Origin of the sequence: Undibacterium sp. SXout7W (genome assembly GCF_049339385.1) — a bacterium.
In the GTDB taxonomy this organism is placed as follows: domain Bacteria; phylum Pseudomonadota; class Gammaproteobacteria; order Burkholderiales; family Burkholderiaceae_D; genus Undibacterium.
In genome coordinates this window covers 22,302-40,656 of record NZ_JBMPPF010000015.1, presented here as the reverse complement: position 1 = coordinate 40,656, position 18,355 = coordinate 22,302, and the positions used below count along the sequence as shown (strand labels likewise).

Genomic DNA, 18,355 nt, shown 5'->3' with positions numbered 1-18,355 from the left:
ATCGCAAAAGTCACCGAAAAGGCGATTGCAAAAGCAACGGCTAAAGTGGCGGCAAAGGCGGCTGCAAAATCTCATGCTGAAAAAACTTCCGAATTGACTGACGGCAAAGTGCCGCCGAAAATACAATCCAGCGCTGATCTTTCTGCCTTGCTCGCCGAGCCCGCGTTACCTCCCTGGTTCCGGCGTCCAGCGTTATGGATTGGTATGATTTTGATTTTAATGAGTGCTAGCGGTATATGGTGGTGGCAAGTGCTGCAAATACAAAACGCAACGCCAAGTTACCACACGCAGGCGACCACACGCGGCGATCTCAGACTAACTGTCACAGCGAATGGCACGCTGCAACCAACGCGATCAATTAATATTGGTAGTGAGCTCTCTGGAACCGTACTGAAAGTCAATGTAGACGTTAATGATAAGATCCGGAAGGGAGACGTGCTGGTCGAGTTAGACACTGCAAAATTACGTGATCAAATTTTGCGCTCAAGCGCTACGCTGGCGGCAGCGAAATCAAAGGTTGCGCAAACATCTGCCACAATCAAGGAAGCAACAGCAAGCATGAATCGTCTGGACGAGGTAGCGAGGCTATCCGCTGGTAAGGTTCCCTCTAAGGCAGAACTGGATTCCGCTCACGCGACATTAACACGTGCCGACGCAGACGATGCCAGCGCTCGTGCCGGTGTAAAAGATGCACAAGCTGCATTATCCACCGACCAGATTAACCTTTCCAAAGCATCAATCCGCGCACCTGCGGATGGTGTGGTGCTCACCCGCACCGTCGATCCTGGTAATGCAGTAGCGGCTTCGTTTCAGGCAGTCACATTGTTCACTGTTGCCGAAGATTTGACCAAGTTACGGTTATGGATTTATGTAGACGAAGCCGATGTCAGTGCAGTGAAAGTCGGACAAGAAGCCACCTTCACCGTGAGTGCTTATCTAAGTCGCAATTTCCCGGCACGTATCACCAGAGTCGGGTTTGGTTCGACAATTACCGATGCCGTGGTGACATACCTGACCTACCTTGATGTAGATAATTCAGACCTGAGTCTGCGTCCGGGAATGACTGCGACAGCTTCTATTATCGCCACAGAACGAAAAAACGTACTGATGGTTCCCAATACCTCTTTGCGCTTCAAACCAACTGTTGTGGCGGAGGCTTCAGCAAAAAAAGGAATCGCATCTAGCCTGATCCCGCGTATTCCTGGGAATAGCAATCGAAAATCTGCAGCATCTGGTGCAAGTACTTCCGCCGCCAGGCAGGTATGGGTATTGCGTGATGATGTCGCGGTCGCCGTGGCAGTGACACCCGGTATCAGTGATGGTCGTATGACAGAGATTATTGGCGGTGATCTTCAGGTTGGTATGCTGGTCATCACGGATCAAAAGATGCCGGAGTCAAAATGAATAAGGTCGATAAAACTACATCAGTTCAATCACCGACAGGCTCCATTGACGAGCGGCGGGAAACGGGTGCTCCGTTGATCACTCTCTTAGGTGTTACAAAGCGTTATGGCAGCGGCGAGGCTGAACTGATGGCGCTCAAAGGCATCGACCTCGTTATACATGCAGGTGAGTTTGTCGCTATCAGTGGTCCGAGCGGATCGGGAAAATCAACTGCCATGAATATTTTGGGTTGTCTCGATACCCCAAGTAGCGGGCAGTACTTATTTAAGGGTATACATGTTGAAGCACTGTCCCGCGATCAACGGGCGCGATTGCGGCGGCGTTTTCTCGGCTTTGTTTTTCAGGGCTTCAATCTGTTGGCACGCACCTCAGCACAAGAAAATGTGGAATTACCACTACTCTATCGTGGCGATAACGCCGCCGCGCGTCGTGCTGCTGCAGCCAAAGCCTTACAATCAGTCGGACTAGGTGGTTGGGAACAACATACTCCGGCAGAACTTTCAGGTGGTCAGCAACAGCGCGTGGCTATTGCGCGAGCCATTGTGACTGAACCAGATGTGGTGCTGGCAGATGAACCAACAGGTAATCTTGACACTCAGCGCAGCCACGAAATCATGGGCTTATTGCTGGCACTTAACCGGGATCACGGAATCACTATCCTGATGGTGACACACGAACCAGACATGGCTGCCTATGCACGACGCAAAATAATCTTCGTCGATGGATGCATTGCTAATGACGAAATGAATCCTCATTCCATCACATCGATGCCAGAATTATTGGCGACTGCCAAGAGTACTTGATGCTTTTCTCCGTTTTCATGCTGGCGTTACGATCAGTCCAACGCAACATGTTGCGTTCCTTTCTGACGATCCTGGGTATCGTCATCGGCGTTGGTGCAGTCATCACGATGGTGACATTGGGTAAAGGTGCGACCCAGGCAATCGAGATGCAGATTACCAGCCTGGGTACCAATCTGCTGATAATCAACCCAGGGCAGCGCGGCCCTGCCGGCGGTGGGGGTGGAGGGGCAGGAGTTCCTCACTTTACTGAGGCGGATGCGGTCGCCATTCAATCACAGATCGGTGGAATTGCTGCGGTGGCTCCCCAAGGTCGCGCCAGCGTCACTGTTGTCGCTAATGGTCGCAACTGGGTCACCAGCGTTACCGGCAGCAGCAACGAATGGTTTAATACCGGCAACTGGAAACTGGCCAGCGGACGCATTTTCGAGGCGGATGAGCAGCGGGCCGGTGCAGCCGTTTGCATTATTGGTGAGACAGTCCGGCGTGAAATTTATAGCGGAACCCCGGGACGCACCGGTCTGGGAGAATTATTGAGAGTGAAACAATTCTCATGCACCGTGATTGGTATTCTCGCCGCCAAAGGGCAAAGTGGCATGGGAGACCAGGATGACACAGTACTGTTACCATTGCACACACTGCAGCGTCGCGTTACCGGCAGTCGCCGTGTCGATATGCTATCGATCTCAATGCAAGATGGTGCTGACAGCACACCACTCAAAGCCAGCTTGCGGCAATTGATGCGCGAACGGCGAAAACTGGCTGAGGGCGATGATGATAACTTCAATATCTTTGATACCCAGCAATTAGCAGAAACCCTCTCAAGTACCATGGGCGTACTGACGAGCTTGCTTGGGGCAGTCGCGGCGGTGAGTCTCTTGGTCGGTGGTATCGGTATTATGAATATCATGCTTGTCAGTGTTACTGAGCGTACACGCGAAATTGGTCTTCGCCTTGCAGTCGGTGCATTAGAAAACGAGGTATTGTTGCAATTCCTGATTGAAGCCGTAGTACTGTCTGCACTTGGTGGTGTAATCGGTATATTGATTGCTACCGCTGCATCCTATATTCTGTCTGGCGTGATGAGCGTACCCTATATCTTCGACACCACGATCAATCTGCTGTCACTTATGTTCTCGGCCTTTATCGGAGTCATCTTTGGATTTTTCCCAGCACGCAGAGCCGCACGAATGGATCCGATTGTTGCTTTGCGTCACGAATGACTTGAACTCTCTTCTTAACAAAAATCCCTGCTTCTGGTCGCAAGCTCCCCCAACAGATGGGTCAGGTCTACGAGTCGCATCGCTATCAGATGCTTCACATTATTCTGGCTCTGCCAGCGTCCGTATACGCCGATCAGTGAAGCACCATAAATCTCGCGACGGAACTGTTCCACTATATCTGGCCAGCAAATCACGTTGACTGTTCCTGCCTCATCCTCGATCGTTAAAAATACTACGCCTTTTGCTGTCTGGGGCCGCTGGCGTACAGTCACTATTCCACACCCTCTTGCAAACATACCGTCTCTACTGCTCGACAAAACGTTAGAACTCAAGAATTTCATGCTCCGTAGCTGCTCCCGAAGTAACGCTAATGGATGTCGCCCCAATGTCAGGCCCAGACTTTGATAATCAGCGACCATCGTTTCTCCTTCCATTGGTGCCGACAGTGTGAGTTCGTCTTCATGGACACGAGCATCTCTCAACAATCCTTTGTCTGGAATACTCACAACCGACTGCCATAAGGCTTGGCGGCGATGACCTGCCAGTGATTCCAGAGCATTCGCTTTAGCCAACGCCTGAATATCATTGCTATTGAGTTTCGCCCTGTCTGTCAGATCACTGACATTCGTGAATCGTTGAATGGCTCTGGCCTCTTCGATGCGCCAGGCAGTTTCTTGCTGAAGTCCGTTGATATTATTGAGTCCAAGCCGAACTGCGTGCTGTTGATTGGTCATGAATTCCAGGCTGGTATCCCAGGTACTAATGCATACATCAACGGGTCTCACGGTCAAACCATGTCGCTGTCCGTCTTGTACTAAAGTTGATCTCGAATAAAATCCCATGGGGAAGCTATTTAACAGGGCGCAAAGAAATGCCGCTGGCTCATGGCACTTGAGCCAAGAACTGGCATAGGCAAGCAATGCAAAGCTGGCTGCATGGCTTTCAGGAAATCCGTATTCAGCAAAGCCTCGAATCTGCCCAATAATACTGACAGCAAACTCTGGTGCATAGCCACGTTCGGCCATGCCTTCGGTGAGCTGACGTTCAAACTGCTCAAGATTGCCTTTCCGTTTCCATGCCGCCATGGCTCTTCGTAGCGCATCAGCTTCCCCTGCGCTGAAACCCGCTGCTACCATGGCGATCTGCATCACCTGTTCCTGGAAAATCGGCACTCCCAATGTTCTGGACAAGACCGCTTCCATGTCTTTACTTGGATACGTGACTGGCTCCATGCCTAATCGGCGTCTCAGGTAGGGCTGAATCATACCGCCTTGTATCGGGCCCGGTCTGATAATGGCCACTTCGATGACCAGATCATAATAAGTTCTCGGTCGCAGGCGAGGCAGCATGGACATCTGTGCGCGCGACTCTATCTGAAAAACGCCAATGGTATCGGCAGCACAAATCATGTCATACGTTGCCTGGTCTTCTGCCGGAATATCGGATAACTCGAAACGTTCACCTCTCTGTTCAGAAACCAGATCGAGAGTACGCCGTATGCAACTGAGCATCCCCAGAGCGAGAATATCAATCTTGAGTAATCCAACAGCATCCAGATCATCCTTATCCCACTGCACGATACTACGATCTTCCATTGCAGCGTTTTCTATCGGAACAAGGCGTGATAATTTCTCATGGGAGATCACAAATCCACCCGGATGTTGTGACATGTGCCGGGGGAATTTCATCATTTTATCGGCGATGTCTGCCCACTTTTGTGCGATTGCCGAGTCAGGGTCAAAACCACAGTCCTGCAAGCGTTGCACAAGGTCAGCACTGCCTCCCCAGCCATTGCGGGCTTTCGCCACTTTTTCTACGATCGCGAGATCTATACCCAGAGCCTTACCAACATCACGCAAAACGCTCTTTGGGCGATAAGAAATGATCACTGCCGTTAAGGCAGCTCTCAGGCGGCCGTATTTATTGTAGATATACTGAATCACTTCTTCGCGACGCTGATGCTCAAAATCTACGTCAATATCTGGTGGCTCGTTTCTTTCCTTTGAGATAAAACGTTCAAATAACATGGTTCCCCGAGCTGGATCGACTTCGGTAATGCCTAAGCAATAGCAAACGGTCGAATTGGCTGCGCTCCCGCGCCCTTGACAAAGGATGTGTTGGCTTCTTGCAAACCGTACGATGTCATACACTGTTAAAAAATAAGGTTCGTACTTGAGCTCTTCAATGAGTTTTAATTCATATTCAAGTTGAGATTGCACGTTGCCAGGAATACCCGCAGGAAAACGCCAATTGGCACCCACATAGCTTTCTCTCCGGAGATAGCTGGTCACTGTTTCACCCGCAGGAACAAATTCTTCCGGATACTCGTACTTCAGCTCATCTAATGAAAACGTACACAGTCCGGCAACTCTGAGTGTTTCGTCCAGAGATTCCCTGCTATACAGATTTCCTATCCGGAAACGTGAGCGTAAATGTTGCTCGGCATTCGGTGCTAGTTTGTATCCACATTCAGAAATAGTGAGCCCATGACGGATGGCGGTCATGGTGTCTTGTACGGGCTTGTACGACCGCACGTGCATGCATACATCCCCTGTGGCAACGACTGGCAAACCATATTGCTGAGCGACATCGTCGATCACTTGTTTGTGACGTTCATCCTTGGATCGGTGATGCAGACTTAAGCCAATACGTGCGCGCCCTGGACAGGTGTGCACCAGCCAGGCGGCTTGCAAGGCAAGCGTTTCTGCATCAATGCCATAGGCAGGTGCCAGTATGAGCTGGCAGTCTGGCATCCCTTTTAGGTGTGACAAATCACCTGTTGGGTGAGCAATGTCTTCAGGCTTGATGAGATAGCTGCCTTTTTCTGCTCTGGTGCGTCCGACGGTGATCAGTTCGCATAGGTTTCCATAACCATTTTTATTCATCGCCAATACGATCAATAGAAAAGGTGATGCGTGATGCTCTGGTGTAATGCGTATCTGGCTACCGATAATCAGATGAATATCATGTTTTTTTGCTTCCACGTGTGCTTTGACGATGCCAGAGACACTACATTCATCGGTAATCGCAATGGCATGATAATCGAGCTTGGCGGCACGCTGAATCAAGTCTTCCGGTGAGGAGGCGCCATGCAGAAAACTGTAATGCGTCAGGGTTTGAAGTTCAGCGTAGGCTGGTAATAAAGAAGGTTTTAGCATGGTGATGAACACAAATCAGGCAAATAATCCATGCAGGAACCAGCAAGGATCGGATGTCCTCTCCAGATAGACCCAGTAGCATGTCGCATCGTTTCCCTGTGCAATATAGTAGTCACGAGCGACCATAGCATCGTCATACCAACCACTTTCAATACGCTCAGGGCCTTTGATCATCTTGAGTGCAGAGCCATAGAATGGCCGGTTATCCCTCACTAAAAGTGGTATCGGTTTTTCCAACAACCAGAACGGACGCTCAAAGTCGCCATGGTAAACATTCTGCCTGGGACATTGGGTCGCCACGGATACCCAGCAATTGGCACGTTCAGGCCGATGATCTGCCAGAGGGGACAGTGTCAGGACGTTATCTTTACCCAGTCGTGCCACTAATAACTCGAGCAGGCGATTATGATCCTCTGGGGAACCACCTGGCTCAGGAAACAGTGCATGAGTGGGAGGCAGCATATCGGCTAACTGTATGACTTCAAGACGCAGTGCGATGACCGGAGCAGTCAGTTCTATCCTCCCTAACCGTTCTTTTAAGAGGTGAATCAGATGGTCTTCATGCCATGCGGGTTCTGCCAATGCGATTTCTATTCGTGTTGGTGCAATAGCAGCACGACCTCTTTCGTGTTCCAGAAAAAGTACAAAGCAGGAAACCGCCTTTTGTAGGGAAACCAACCAACCTAGCAACTGCAATAGCAGGCGGTGAGAGCCAAACAACAGCGCTTCCGTATGCTCAATACGATCATGGGTTTCCAGTCGCGCGGAGAATGTTAGCGGTGCTTTAATCCATTCAAAGAGTTCAGGTGCCAGACCATACGCTTTATCTATCGCTTCCAGCAATCGCTTATTGGTACGACGCTGTAATCCTGCCCGGGGCAGTTGACGCAACTGTCCTATGGTGTTACAGCCTATCCCTTGAAGCCATTCAGCATAGGCATTAGCAGACGGTAACAGCAGAACAGGCAGACAATTCAGGTACCGTTCCATGGTGCCAGCCTGGATGGCACGTCTTGCACGAATAGCTGGATTGTTGTCTGGTGCTCTTGAAAGCAGCCATGCTGCCATAGCAGTGGGTGCTGCGCCCATGGTGACGGTAAAGCCCAGTGTACGAATACATGCGTGTATTTGTCGACAAATAGCGCCAGGGCCACCAAACAGAGCCAGACTGGCAGTGACATCCATCAATACACAAAAATCATCTGTATGAGTCACCTCTGGTGTGAACCGTAGCAAAGTCATTGTGATGACATTGAGCGCAATGCTTTCTTTTTGCAAATCACGATCCAGCATAATCACTTCAGGAGCAATGGTCGCCACACCGTTTCGACGCATAGCGGGACGCACGCCAGCAGCTATCGCTTTCCGCGTCGCTGTCAAAACATGATCTTGCTCAATCAGGACATAAGGGCCAGGCTCAGACCAGGAGGGTCTGATGGCTTCCAGCGGCAAAGATCGCAGGTGCAGGCAGATCCACATGCGCATGATGGTGTTCCGTTGTGTTGATATGACGGCTGACAGGCATGTCAGGCAAATGGATTAGATGTACGGTGTCAGAATGCGATCCCTGTCGTTTGATGATTTCTATATGAATCCCTGCCCGTGCCGGTCGAAGCGATAAACGTAGCGGCGCTGGTGAGGCATCTCTATGCGCCGAGATGGGCCGAAAAAGAAAAAAATAAGTATCTGTTGTTTGTGCTGCCAGATTCAGTCTGCGCAAGGCCTCAGAGCGGATATTTGATTGCCAGAGAAGTACCGCACCACAACTCCCATTTTTAAGAATTTGTTCTGCTGACCAAAGAGCGTCTGCCGTCACGGTTGTTTTTATCCAAATGAGCCTTTCTGCAGGCCAATTCCAGTCTTGGCAAGTCAGACCATTCGGTATATGCGGTGGCTGGATAAGAGCTATACGGTGAGTCTTTGCGATTGCTGCCAGTATAGGTTTCAGGAACTGCATCTCGCCTACGCCAGCCTGCTGTACCAGCAATTCGATTAAAGCAGAACGCGGCCAACCACCATTCGGCAACTCAGCATCAAGCTTGGTAAAACCAGATGATAATGTGGATGTCTTATGGACCGCCATTTCGCTGGCACGCCAAATCGCGTGCGGCATTTGACCCAGCACATGAGGCAGATTGAAGTAAGTGTGAGACTGGGAGAGCATGAATTTGTCGCTGATAAGTTAGTTTTTTAAATTATACTGATTAAATATACAGTATTTTCTTAAAAAATTAAATATCGTCTTTATTTCTCGCTACCAGATTTTTTGGAATCAAATTATTTCTAATAGTATTTTTAAAAATGAATGCATTGGCCTTAATGTGGCAAAGGATGTAAATTTTACCGTCATGGCGGTTTAGTTGGCTGGCGTAGAACGCTTCAGCAAGCGATAACGTAACTGACTAAGTTGGCTAGGACTAAATTGAATAGCATGTACTGTTACGTAAAAGCTCTGAATTCAGCCTTAAAATAATGGAAACGAATATACGAAAATCGAAGGGACGCGAATTCATGAAAACGCAAGCAAATATTACGAAAATGTTTGGTACAAACTAGGCAAACGTCTCGCGATGGCATATTTGATGGGAATTTCCAAATACTCCGCGTTAGTTCAATGAGAAAAATCAAAGAGCGGATTCAGCGCCTGTAAATAAAAGTGTGTAATTAATTTTGGCCAATGAACCTCCTATCGTGAGGAACTACCAAAATGACAACAAACGCAATAAAAAGAAGTCAGTTCCAGGTGCTTGCCAAAGATTTGGCGACAGGCACTCAACCGCTTTGCTATGGAATTTGGTGAGCACATTAACGCTCATCAATAGATCCGCGAGAACTTACACAGATTTTTTACAGGCTCGGTAGAGCGTTTTTTAGCTACATCAAGCACTTTAAAAGAGTCTCCACTCGATATAAAAAGTGGACAACAGTTCCTGTCGTTTACATGTCAGATACTTTCTTCTGATTGCTGGTCATCTCCAGCGGTTGTACCCATGCGTCGAATTGAGCCTCGTTAACATATCCAAGTGCCAAAGCGGCAATCCGCAGGCTGCTACCTTCATGTTGAGCTTTTTTTGCTATGGCAGCGGCTTTCTCATAGCCGATATGACTATTCAGCGCAGTCACCAGCATTAGATTGCATTCAATATTTGCACTAATACGCGCTAATTCAGGCTCGATTCCAACCGCACAAAATCGGTCAAACGCTGCACAGGAATCGGAGAGTAGCTCTATGCTTTCTAACACGTTATGCACCATCACCGGCTTATAGACATTCAGCTGAAAATTCCCTTGTGAGCCAGCAAATGCAACGGAGGCGTCGTTGCCGAAGACCTGTACGCATACCATTGTCAGCGCCTCGCATTGAGTAGGATTAATTTTGCCTGGCATGATAGATGATCCTGGCTCATTTTCTGGAATATGCAGTTCACCAATGCCACAACGTGGGCCGCTCGCCAGCCATCGTATGTCATTCGCCATTTTCATCAGACCACCTGCTAATGTTCTGAGTGCCGCTGACACTTGTACTAAAGCATCATGGGAGGATAATGCAAAAAATTTATTCACCGCAGAACGAAACGGTTGCCCCGTCAATTCAGCGATTCGGCTGGCAGCCAGATCGCCAAATTGTGGATGTGCATTTAAGCCCGTACCAACTGCCGTGCCGCCAATTGCCAGATCGTATAGACCCGGTAGCGCTGCATGCACTGCTGCCAGGCCAAAATCGATTTGTGCTACCCATGCGCCGATTTCTTGTCCGAGCGTAATGGGCGTTGCGTCCTGTAAGTGCGTACGACCAGTCTTCACTATCTCCGCATATTGAATCGCTTTACCATCAAGGGTATTGCGTAATTGTGTAACAGCAGGAAATAAGCGGTTAAACAATTCACTCACTATGGCAATATGCATTGCAGTCGGAAAAGTGTCGTTGGAAGATTGACCACGGTTCACATGATCGTTAGGATGAACGGGAGTTTTGGAACCTAGTACACCACCCGCAATTTCTATGGCCCGATTAGAAATGACTTCATTCGCATTCATATTGGATTGCGTTCCGGAGCCAGTTTGAAATACGACTAAGGGAAAATGCCCATCAAGTGATCCATTAATTACTTCATCTGCGGCTTGGATGATCCATCCAGCAATTTGTTCTGGCAATTCACCTAATTGTGCATTCGCTTCAGCTGCGGCTCGTTTAAGTACGCCCAATCCGCTTATCACTGGTCGTTGCCAACGGAAACGTGCAATACCTATAGGGAAGTGGTGAATAGATCTTTCTGTCTGTGCTCCCCAGTAGCGATCAGCAGCAACTGCAATACTTCCCAAGGAGTCAGTTTCGATTCTGCTTATAGTCATGGGTGAGTCCTTTTTGCAGTCAAACGGTGATTAATGCTCGTTATGAGTATGATTGGTTTTAAACCGGTTGACGCTCTAATTTCATATTCATTAGATATCAAATAGCTCTCATTATTGGTTCGTTTTCAGACGAAGCCATAGTAAAGCTGAAAAAAGCCGAAAATGGAGCAGATCAATATTTTAATATTCACAGCATGATGAAATTAATAAAACGGAGTTTTTAAAATAACACTCCAGTTTTCGCTTGCATATTAAAAATGTCATATCATCGTTTATGCTGGCACTTTACTGACAACCTGAGAATATAAGGCGATAAAAATCAACACATCAAATAACATACCAAAAAAAATATACAACACGGGCAAAAACAGGAGTGAGAAATGTTGCAATATCAGCATGTGAAGAACAACCTGGCAAGGAACTAGAATCAAAAAATAACCAAGGATATACAGCGTGTACATTATTTTCTGTAAAAGGTTGACCTTCAACACATAGTATCCAAAACTCAACATAACCGGAGAGGCTACAAGCACAACATATCCCATACCAATTAAATCAATACTATGGCTCAGTATCGTATAAGGAAAAAAATTGGGGAAATAGAAAAAGAAGAGTAAAGAAAAAACTTGGACAGTACACATAATCCGTACCAGATATTTTAACGGAAGCCTTGATTTATCCAGCCAAAACGACCCGATCCAAATAAGTAAAACTAAGAAAAAACTCAGCCACAAAATACTGATGTCTGGCATATAAGTATAGTGGTTAACCGACCACTGAAAACCAGGATGGGCAAGATCCAGTTGTTCATTTGAGGTCACAAACGGAATCGCTAATTGCTCACAAAAAAAAAGAATACTTTTCTGCCAAAACTTCAAAATATAAAATTTCAGAAAAAATAATGCGCCACAAAATGCTAACGGTAAAAAAATAATCTGCAGCAATAAGAATGGTGGCAGTGAAAGCGCCCCTAATGACCGATGCGGATTGCTCTGTGCATGCTGATGCTTTATTTTTTCTAAAGCCTGCAGTCCAGCCTGTAAAGCAGCATCCTGAACTTTTGCTTTTACCAATATTGTTTTCATGTCTGGCTCAAGTCAAAACTGATAAAAAAAACCAACATGCGCCCCAACCCTCTCATACAATGGATTACTGTATCTTTCTACGCTGAGTAAATAACCTGTATCTGCGTTAAGCCAGTGATGCCATAAAACACTGACTTCACGACTTTGAAAATTCACAATAGACTGTGCCGAAGATATTTGTTGGTAGGCCTCCCCGCCCCAACCGCCACGGACTGTCAGCAAATTTTGCTTATCCCGACCATATGTGACTGCAATAAATTGTTGATGTGTTTCAACTTGACCGGGATTACTGCGATTAAATCTGATACCACCTTGGAGAATCCATGGCTTTTCAAAATAATATGTCGCACCTAAATTAATATTACGATCTATATGTCCATCTGGAGAACTGTAATAGCCGATGCCTAAAGAACTTACAAAATTTCGTTTATCAAACCATTTTTTATATAAAAAAAGATCACTGCGCACATGTGGAAGATAGAAAGATCCGTTACCAGCTCCAACGGATACTCTTGCAAACCAATCATCATTAACGGTGATCGTATCTGCCACACCTAAAAAGTGGCCCGTTTGATTAAATTCTTTTTTAGAAGAAAGCTCAACTTGAAAAACCTGCCGACCTACTCCATAGACACCACTCAATGAAATATCTTTCCATGCTGCATAATCATTCGTCAGGTATTGCTTTCCGATGCTGAGTTCAAGTGAGCGGACTGGTTTAATTTGATCTTGTTGCGCTAGAATTACAGCGGGATTTTCAAACTCATAGCTTGAATTATTTTGCTGTTGCGCATACGCTTCATGACACAAAAAAAGCATACTAGCGAACGTAAAAAAAGTGAGGTAAGTTGTTTTCATGTTGTGTCCTTGTTGAATCAAATTGCCAATGTTCGTCACTACATATTGAATTCATTACAGCGATATTCCACCTTCTGAATACACATTCGCACTTGGCAAATGACCCGCTAATAGAGCAACTGAAGATATCTCCTGAGTCAATACGTCCACAATATGCCGCGCGCTATGTCCATCACCAAAGGGGCTCTCATTCAATTGCATCTGGCGATAAAATAGTGGATCGGAAAGAAGTAACTCCGCCTTATCCAGAATCAGATCAGTGTCTGTTCCAACTAGCAGCGCGCCCCCTGCATCAACTAATTCCTGTCGCTCGGTACTTTTACGTGTTATCAGTACGGGCTTCCCGAAAGCGGATGCTTCTTCTTGAATACCCCCTGAGTCAGTTAATGCAAACTCACATCTGACGAGAATAGCGATCAACGCCTGGTATCCGAGTGGCTCGGTCAAACAAATACGTTCCTGCACACTGGTTGGTAATTGCCGAATTTCGTCTTCGACACTGACGCGAACAGCAGGATTGGGATGCACCGGCCAAACTACGACGACATCTTCATGACGTAACAGCAATCGACCAACCGCTATCGCAATATCTCGAATTGGTTGTCCCCAATTCTCCCTCCGATGTGCGGTCACCAGGATCAAGCGTCGGACTGAATAGTGCGCTATAAAAAGGACGAGTTCTGGCGGAGCGGCTAAACTAAAATCAAAATTTTCTGCCGATATTCTCTGATTAGTCCATATGGCAGCATCAATCACCGTATTTCCAACTTCAAAAATTCTGGATGAGCAAATTCCCTCATTTTGTAAATTCATGACCGCCTGCTCAGTTGGAGAAAAATGCCAATCTGATAGGCGTCCGATCATTTCACGATTTTTTTCCTCTGGAAAAGGCTCAGACTCGTGCGTACGCAAGCCAGCTTCAATATGTGCGACTTGTTTATGATGATAGCAACCAATCAATGCACCAACAAAAGCTGAAGTAGTGTCTCCTTGCACTAAAATTACATCTGGCTTTAGTTGCTCAACTGCACTATCAATTGATTCCAACAATGCGCAGGTTAAATGTGTCAAAGAAGATGACTGGCGTTTTAAATAGATCGTGATATCAGGAAGCATGTCAAAAAAAGCATACAATCCATCTGTAATGGACTCATGCTGACCAGTATGCACTAACAACATCGTATGCCCTCTTGATCGCATTTCATGATAGACCGGTGCCATTTTTATGATCTCGGGACGAGTTCCTACACAAGCGAGATAAATTTTGTTCTGCATTTTCAGCCTTTTATAGAAAGCGAAATGACCGTGGTCATGGATGGAAAACACGACGCACGTCTGGCATCAGTGTTAGGTGGAAAAGAAAGAATACTCAGAGACAGGCAATACCTTTTCCGGCAGGAACCAAACCATCTCGGATAAGAATTTGCCAAACTACTTCATCGGTCACAATCCAATGAGAGGTATGTCTGAATTGACCAGCCTCTCTCAGCCAGCACTGTGCAGAGACGCGGTCTCCTTCTTTATGCGCAGTGATAGCGATCAATCCCCATGCAAAATCTTCTCTCGATTGCAGTAACCAGACACGACGGTGATCCGTCATCCATTGTCGATAATAAGCATGGCGCTCTGTTGGCAGAGGTGCATCGCGATAGAATAAAGGGAATATTTGGGCAATATCATCAGGGTAAAACTGACGTTTAGCTGTCTTTTGTTCAGTTTGTGTCGAGACCAAATATCTCTGATCTTTTTTATCCCAAAAAACATTTCGGATATTATTGGCCAGCTGCTTCTTCAAAAGAAGATGTGTGACGTTTTTTGATGTGGGAACATAGGATAATACTTCCAAATTATCCATAAAGAGTCCCAGTTGATACACTGGGGAAACGAGGTAAATACCCCGTTGAGGATCAATTAACTGCTCTAATTTAAGCGTGCTTGCGGCGTGACTCTTACGCCAACGAGGATTGGCATTCAGTTCAGCAGGCATTGATTCGATCAATTTTAACCATAAAGCCATTTGCGAATCATCTGCATCCGCAATCTTGCATGGAGCCCAAATGGGACCATTACGACAAAAGCGATCAAACGTTCCATCTGGTTTCTGTCGGGTGATCAACCATTCAACCCAGTTTTTAGCGTATGCCGAAATATTCAATTGATTGTCTTGAGCAAGCAAAAGTGCTTGCAAGACAAAATAGGGGTCAACCGTATCTCCATGCTCTTGAACTGAAATAGCACCTGTACCGTCGACATAACCAGATAAATCCAGCGATGAAATAGTATTTGCATTCCCTGGCAAAGATCCCGATAACAAAATACACAGCAGTATGCGTGAAATCAGAAGGACCATACAATTCCCATTTCTCGCGCCCACACGGTACCATGCACAACACTGCCGGCCTCGATAACGATATTTTTTGCACTGACCGTTGTAGGCAATTCAAACATTCCGATCCGTGACCGAGAATTAATATGAATCATACTTTCCGAGATTACTGGTCCTCTGATCATTCCACCTTCGAGAATTTGTACTCGGTGTTCACTGATCAAGGATCCGGCAATCAATACGCCTTCTTCTACAACGACTCCCATTCTGGCTTTTACGTCACCAAAAATACTGGCTCCTTCTCCAATAAATAAGCACCCAGTGACAATGAGTGATCCGCGATAAACACGGTTTCCAGGTAAGATGCAATCACCCTTCACCATATATAAGAATGGAGTTCGTTGTATTACATTGGGTATCTCATTGAAAAAACCGTCAGGTGTGACGATGATTTTTTTGGGTATATGACGTGAACGTGATCCAAAGTAAACAATAGGAGCATTAATACGTTCGAAAGAACATTGGTTGCCTAACTCAATTGTAGTCAGCGAAGATAGTCTACGTCTCGCGCTACATCCTTCCCCCAATACCATCTCGGCATCCGCATGTGCCCATTCGTAGATTTCAGTTCCAGGGCCAACATTGATTGAGCCTTGCGAAAATAGTGCAGAGAAATGATTTCCGTGTTGCAAATGAATATTTCCAGCAACAAATAAAGGTTGCTTGCAAATCACCGGTGTCTTTGTCACAAGTGAAGACAAAGACACTAGAGGCAACATTGCATTAGCCCAATCCATTTCTTTGACATCTGAATCAACAAGCTGATACTGCCCTTTTGCCATCACCGTATGCCCTTCTTTATTGGCAAATACTAACGCTCTGAATTTTTCAGCAAAATAAATAACATCATTGCTGTAATCAATACCAATTGGCAGCGGAGCATAGTCCGTCGGGTGACGCCATTCTTGCCATGCAGACCGAAATACTACCCACATCAATAAGCACCAGATCGATATGAAGGTAACGAAAGAAATGAAAATATGAGGCATATATTCAGACCTTCCTGTACCGAATCGTTTTTTCCCAGACCATATCGCGTTTGAATATATGATCAATGAACAAACTGCCTACAGAGGAAGAAATAGCAAATAAGCTAATAATGAAACCAAATAAATTCAGCGGTAAAAGTAGAAGACGGTGCCGATTTCCATCTAATAAAACAGCGATCGTAATTTCAAAAAAAGCGGCGAAGTTTCCCATCGTTCCATATGCCATTAATGCAAATACAGGTATTAATGTAGAAACTAAAGATCCTTCATTAAAAAAATACAAGATGATCGCCAATAGCCAGCCAATCAAAAGCAACGGCGGCATGATAAATACCAATAGAAGTAATAACCCATCCACTCTCTCACGCAAAGTGAGATAGGAGCTGGTAACAAACGGAAACCAATAGCGAATTAGCACTTGATTATGGCCTTTGGCCCATCGCTTCACTTGCTTAATCCGAACTGTCCAATCCTCGGGAACTTCTTCATAACATTCAGAGCGGTTGGTATAAATTGTTTTCCATCCATTGATTAGCAATCTATAGGTGATATCCGTATCTTCTGCAAGAACATTGTCGTGCCATCCACCAACAGCATCGACAGCAGAAAGGCGCACCCCGCCTACGGTACCTCCATACTGGGGAACCAATTTTAAATTCATCCTTGCTTGTTGATCTACCTGATATCCTCCAGAACGCTCAAGGTCAAGCATACGAGTCAGCAAATTGACACCTGCATTCATAGGAACCACACGCCCCATTACTGCCCCCACCTCTGGATCAAAGAAGGGAGAAGTCAGTTGCTTAAGTAGTCCACGTCCAGGGATATAGTCAGCATCAAAAATAATAGCGATATCACCTTGCGCATGTATCAATGCATCTTTGAGTGCAGCTGCTTTACCAGGCTTTCCACCGATACGGTGATAAGGAGTAATTCGGCCCGGATAAGCTAGAACGTAGGAATCAATGATGTCACGTGTGCGATCAGCAGAACGATCATTAACGGGAACAATACGCAAACAATCCGCCGGATAATTGCTATTGAGTAACGCCTCAATACATCCTGCGATGACTTTTTCTTCATTGTGAGCTGCGATAAATACTGTGATCAAAGGCCATTGCGCTGAGTCAATATCAATATAAGGATGACGCTGCTGCCCAAATAACCTACTCAAAGTAAATAATATATGACGCAAGGCATATACCATCATGATAAGCACAATGATAAAAAGCAGTAACGCCATGATCGACATGACATTGTGAGTGGTGATTATTGGTAGAAACTGTTTTTTTGCATCAACAGCAGACTCAACTATCGTCGCCTCCGTATTCGTTACGGAGTCTGATAAAGCAAGTTTGTCAAACGATGGAGTACTTTTCTCTTGTATGCTCCCGACCAGGGCTAGGTTCTGTTTGGCGGCAAATACACTGTTGGAAAATATCAAACATATTCCGCAACATAGAGTTGCGATAGCGACTCTGGCATTTATTTTCCAGGGGAGTGATCTATGTTGTTTGTAGAAACTACCAGCATGATTTTGAAATAACATGATGACCTCATATCCAATATTGTGTCGCCTGCAGATTGCTCTGCCGAGATATCAAGATACGAGATTTGTGATCTTCTTATCTGTGCGTTGGGACACAGATAATCAGCAAGTCAAACTTTATAGAAATATGTAAAGTTAAAAACATCATCAAAACAACACACCATTATTCAGAAAAAATAGTATTTTTTATTTGTAAATATCACTGACAGAAACAATATAAAAATCAATTCATCAGGAAGGCGGCTTGGTGAAAATAGTCCCCTTCCCGCGCATACCTATGTCATTTCTTTGCGATAAATTCTTTAATATCACCCAGCGATTTTTGCGACTTCCCTGCTATTTCATTCATACAGCCTTTTTCTTTTTGAAATTGATTGCCAAAAACCTCGCCAAAGTTTTTTTGAAACCGACCAATGATCTCTCTTGTCGTACCTTGCATCTGATCTTTATTCATGGAGTTCCTCTTTCAATTGTTTATATTGGGATACCTGACAACAGATATAAATCATATATTCGTAACGCCACGACTAGTCATCAGGTGAGACAACAA

The 18,355-nt window shown here is 45.8% G+C and carries 14 protein-coding genes; 3 read left to right on the top strand and 11 right to left on the bottom strand.

Annotated elements, in window-relative coordinates; genetic code table 11:
• Positions 1–93 precede the first annotated feature (93 nt).
• The 3 genes from ACO0LB_RS14305 to ACO0LB_RS14295 are packed head-to-tail and all read left to right on the top strand — an operon-like array spanning position 94 to position 3,427.
• A complete protein-coding gene (locus tag ACO0LB_RS14305; protein WP_423050312.1) occupies positions 94–1,404 on the top strand; it encodes an efflux RND transporter periplasmic adaptor subunit in 1,311 nt (436 codons plus the stop codon).
• Positions 1,401–2,207 carry an ABC transporter ATP-binding protein gene (locus tag ACO0LB_RS14300; protein ID WP_423050175.1) on the top strand — a complete coding sequence of 269 codons (807 nt, stop codon included), beginning with the start codon at positions 1,401–1,403 and terminating at the stop codon, positions 2,205–2,207. Before ACO0LB_RS14305 ends, ACO0LB_RS14300 begins: the two co-directional genes overlap by 4 nt.
• Positions 2,207–3,427, top strand: a complete 1,221-nt coding sequence (locus tag ACO0LB_RS14295; protein WP_423050173.1) for an ABC transporter permease — start codon at positions 2,207–2,209, stop codon at positions 3,425–3,427. The genes ACO0LB_RS14300 and ACO0LB_RS14295 overlap by 1 nt, the downstream gene beginning before the upstream one ends.
• 14 nt (positions 3,428–3,441) lie before the next feature.
• On the opposite strand, the gene ACO0LB_RS14290 is transcribed toward ACO0LB_RS14295, so the two are convergent.
• From ACO0LB_RS14290 to ACO0LB_RS14240, 11 genes are all read right to left on the bottom strand, one after another.
• Positions 3,442–6,585, bottom strand: coding sequence for an error-prone DNA polymerase (locus tag ACO0LB_RS14290; RefSeq protein WP_423050171.1), 3,144 nt, complete (start codon positions 6,583–6,585; stop codon positions 3,442–3,444).
• A 15-nt stretch (positions 6,586–6,600) separates the two neighbouring features.
• Positions 6,601–8,070, bottom strand: coding sequence for a Y-family DNA polymerase (locus tag ACO0LB_RS14285; RefSeq protein WP_423050169.1), 1,470 nt, complete (start codon positions 8,068–8,070; stop codon positions 6,601–6,603).
• Positions 8,003–8,749 (bottom strand): translesion DNA synthesis-associated protein ImuA, encoded by a 747-nt coding sequence (gene imuA / locus ACO0LB_RS14280; protein ID WP_423050167.1) that lies wholly within the window; start codon positions 8,747–8,749, stop codon positions 8,003–8,005. The genes ACO0LB_RS14285 and imuA overlap by 68 nt, the downstream gene beginning before the upstream one ends.
• 773 nt (positions 8,750–9,522) lie before the next feature.
• The gene (gene fumC / locus ACO0LB_RS14275; RefSeq protein ID WP_423050165.1) at positions 9,523–10,938 is read right to left on the bottom strand and encodes a class II fumarate hydratase; all 1,416 of its coding nucleotides are present in this window, start codon (positions 10,936–10,938) and stop codon (positions 9,523–9,525) included.
• Positions 10,939–11,210: 272 nt separating this feature from the next.
• A complete protein-coding gene (locus tag ACO0LB_RS14270) occupies positions 11,211–12,023 on the bottom strand; it encodes a hypothetical protein (protein ID WP_423050163.1) in 813 nt (270 codons plus the stop codon).
• A gap of 12 nt (positions 12,024–12,035) precedes the next feature.
• Complete coding sequence (locus ACO0LB_RS14265) at positions 12,036–12,881, bottom strand: YaiO family outer membrane beta-barrel protein (protein ID WP_423050161.1); 846 nt, start codon at positions 12,879–12,881, stop codon at positions 12,036–12,038.
• A gap of 54 nt (positions 12,882–12,935) precedes the next feature.
• Positions 12,936–14,156, bottom strand: coding sequence for a non-hydrolyzing UDP-N-acetylglucosamine 2-epimerase (gene wecB / locus ACO0LB_RS14260; RefSeq protein ID WP_423050159.1), 1,221 nt, complete (start codon positions 14,154–14,156; stop codon positions 12,936–12,938).
• A gap of 94 nt (positions 14,157–14,250) precedes the next feature.
• Complete coding sequence (locus ACO0LB_RS14255) at positions 14,251–15,231, bottom strand: hypothetical protein (protein ID WP_423050157.1); 981 nt, start codon at positions 15,229–15,231, stop codon at positions 14,251–14,253.
• Positions 15,219–16,202: a hypothetical protein gene (locus ACO0LB_RS14250; protein ID WP_423050155.1), complete on the bottom strand. Its 984-nt coding sequence runs from the start codon at positions 16,200–16,202 to the stop codon at positions 15,219–15,221. Before ACO0LB_RS14250 ends, ACO0LB_RS14255 begins: the two co-directional genes overlap by 13 nt.
• Before the next feature lie 58 nt (positions 16,203–16,260).
• Positions 16,261–17,499 (bottom strand): glycosyltransferase, encoded by a 1,239-nt coding sequence (locus ACO0LB_RS14245; protein WP_423050310.1) that lies wholly within the window; start codon positions 17,497–17,499, stop codon positions 16,261–16,263.
• Positions 17,500–18,085: 586 nt separating this feature from the next.
• Positions 18,086–18,259: a CsbD family protein gene (locus tag ACO0LB_RS14240; protein WP_423050153.1), complete on the bottom strand. Its 174-nt coding sequence runs from the start codon at positions 18,257–18,259 to the stop codon at positions 18,086–18,088.
• Between the last annotated feature and the right edge of the window lie 96 nt (positions 18,260–18,355).

Excerpts from the sequence above, each read along its gene's own strand:
- ACO0LB_RS14300 (WP_423050175.1), top strand. The coding sequence starts at position 1,401 with ATGAATAAGGTCGATAAAACTACATCAGTTCAATCACCGACAGGCTCC.
- ACO0LB_RS14295 (WP_423050173.1), top strand. The coding sequence starts at position 2,207 with ATGCTTTTCTCCGTTTTCATGCTGGCGTTACGATCAGTCCAACGCAAC.
- ACO0LB_RS14290 (WP_423050171.1), bottom strand. The coding sequence starts at position 6,585 with ATGCTAAAACCTTCTTTATTACCAGCCTACGCTGAACTTCAAACCCTG.
- ACO0LB_RS14285 (WP_423050169.1), bottom strand. The coding sequence starts at position 8,070 with ATGCGCATGTGGATCTGCCTGCACCTGCGATCTTTGCCGCTGGAAGCC.
- imuA (WP_423050167.1), bottom strand. The coding sequence starts at position 8,749 with ATGCTCTCCCAGTCTCACACTTACTTCAATCTGCCTCATGTGCTGGGT.
- fumC (WP_423050165.1), bottom strand. The coding sequence starts at position 10,938 with ATGACTATAAGCAGAATCGAAACTGACTCCTTGGGAAGTATTGCAGTT.
- ACO0LB_RS14270 (WP_423050163.1), bottom strand. The coding sequence starts at position 12,023 with ATGAAAACAATATTGGTAAAAGCAAAAGTTCAGGATGCTGCTTTACAG.
- ACO0LB_RS14265 (WP_423050161.1), bottom strand. The coding sequence starts at position 12,881 with ATGAAAACAACTTACCTCACTTTTTTTACGTTCGCTAGTATGCTTTTT.
- wecB (WP_423050159.1), bottom strand. The coding sequence starts at position 14,156 with ATGCAGAACAAAATTTATCTCGCTTGTGTAGGAACTCGTCCCGAGATC.
- ACO0LB_RS14255 (WP_423050157.1), bottom strand. The coding sequence starts at position 15,231 with ATGGTCCTTCTGATTTCACGCATACTGCTGTGTATTTTGTTATCGGGA.
- ACO0LB_RS14250 (WP_423050155.1), bottom strand. The coding sequence starts at position 16,202 with ATGTGGGTAGTATTTCGGTCTGCATGGCAAGAATGGCGTCACCCGACG.
- ACO0LB_RS14245 (WP_423050310.1), bottom strand. The coding sequence starts at position 17,499 with ATGGCGTTACTGCTTTTTATCATTGTGCTTATCATGATGGTATATGCC.
- ACO0LB_RS14240 (WP_423050153.1), bottom strand. The coding sequence starts at position 18,259 with ATGAATAAAGATCAGATGCAAGGTACGACAAGAGAGATCATTGGTCGG.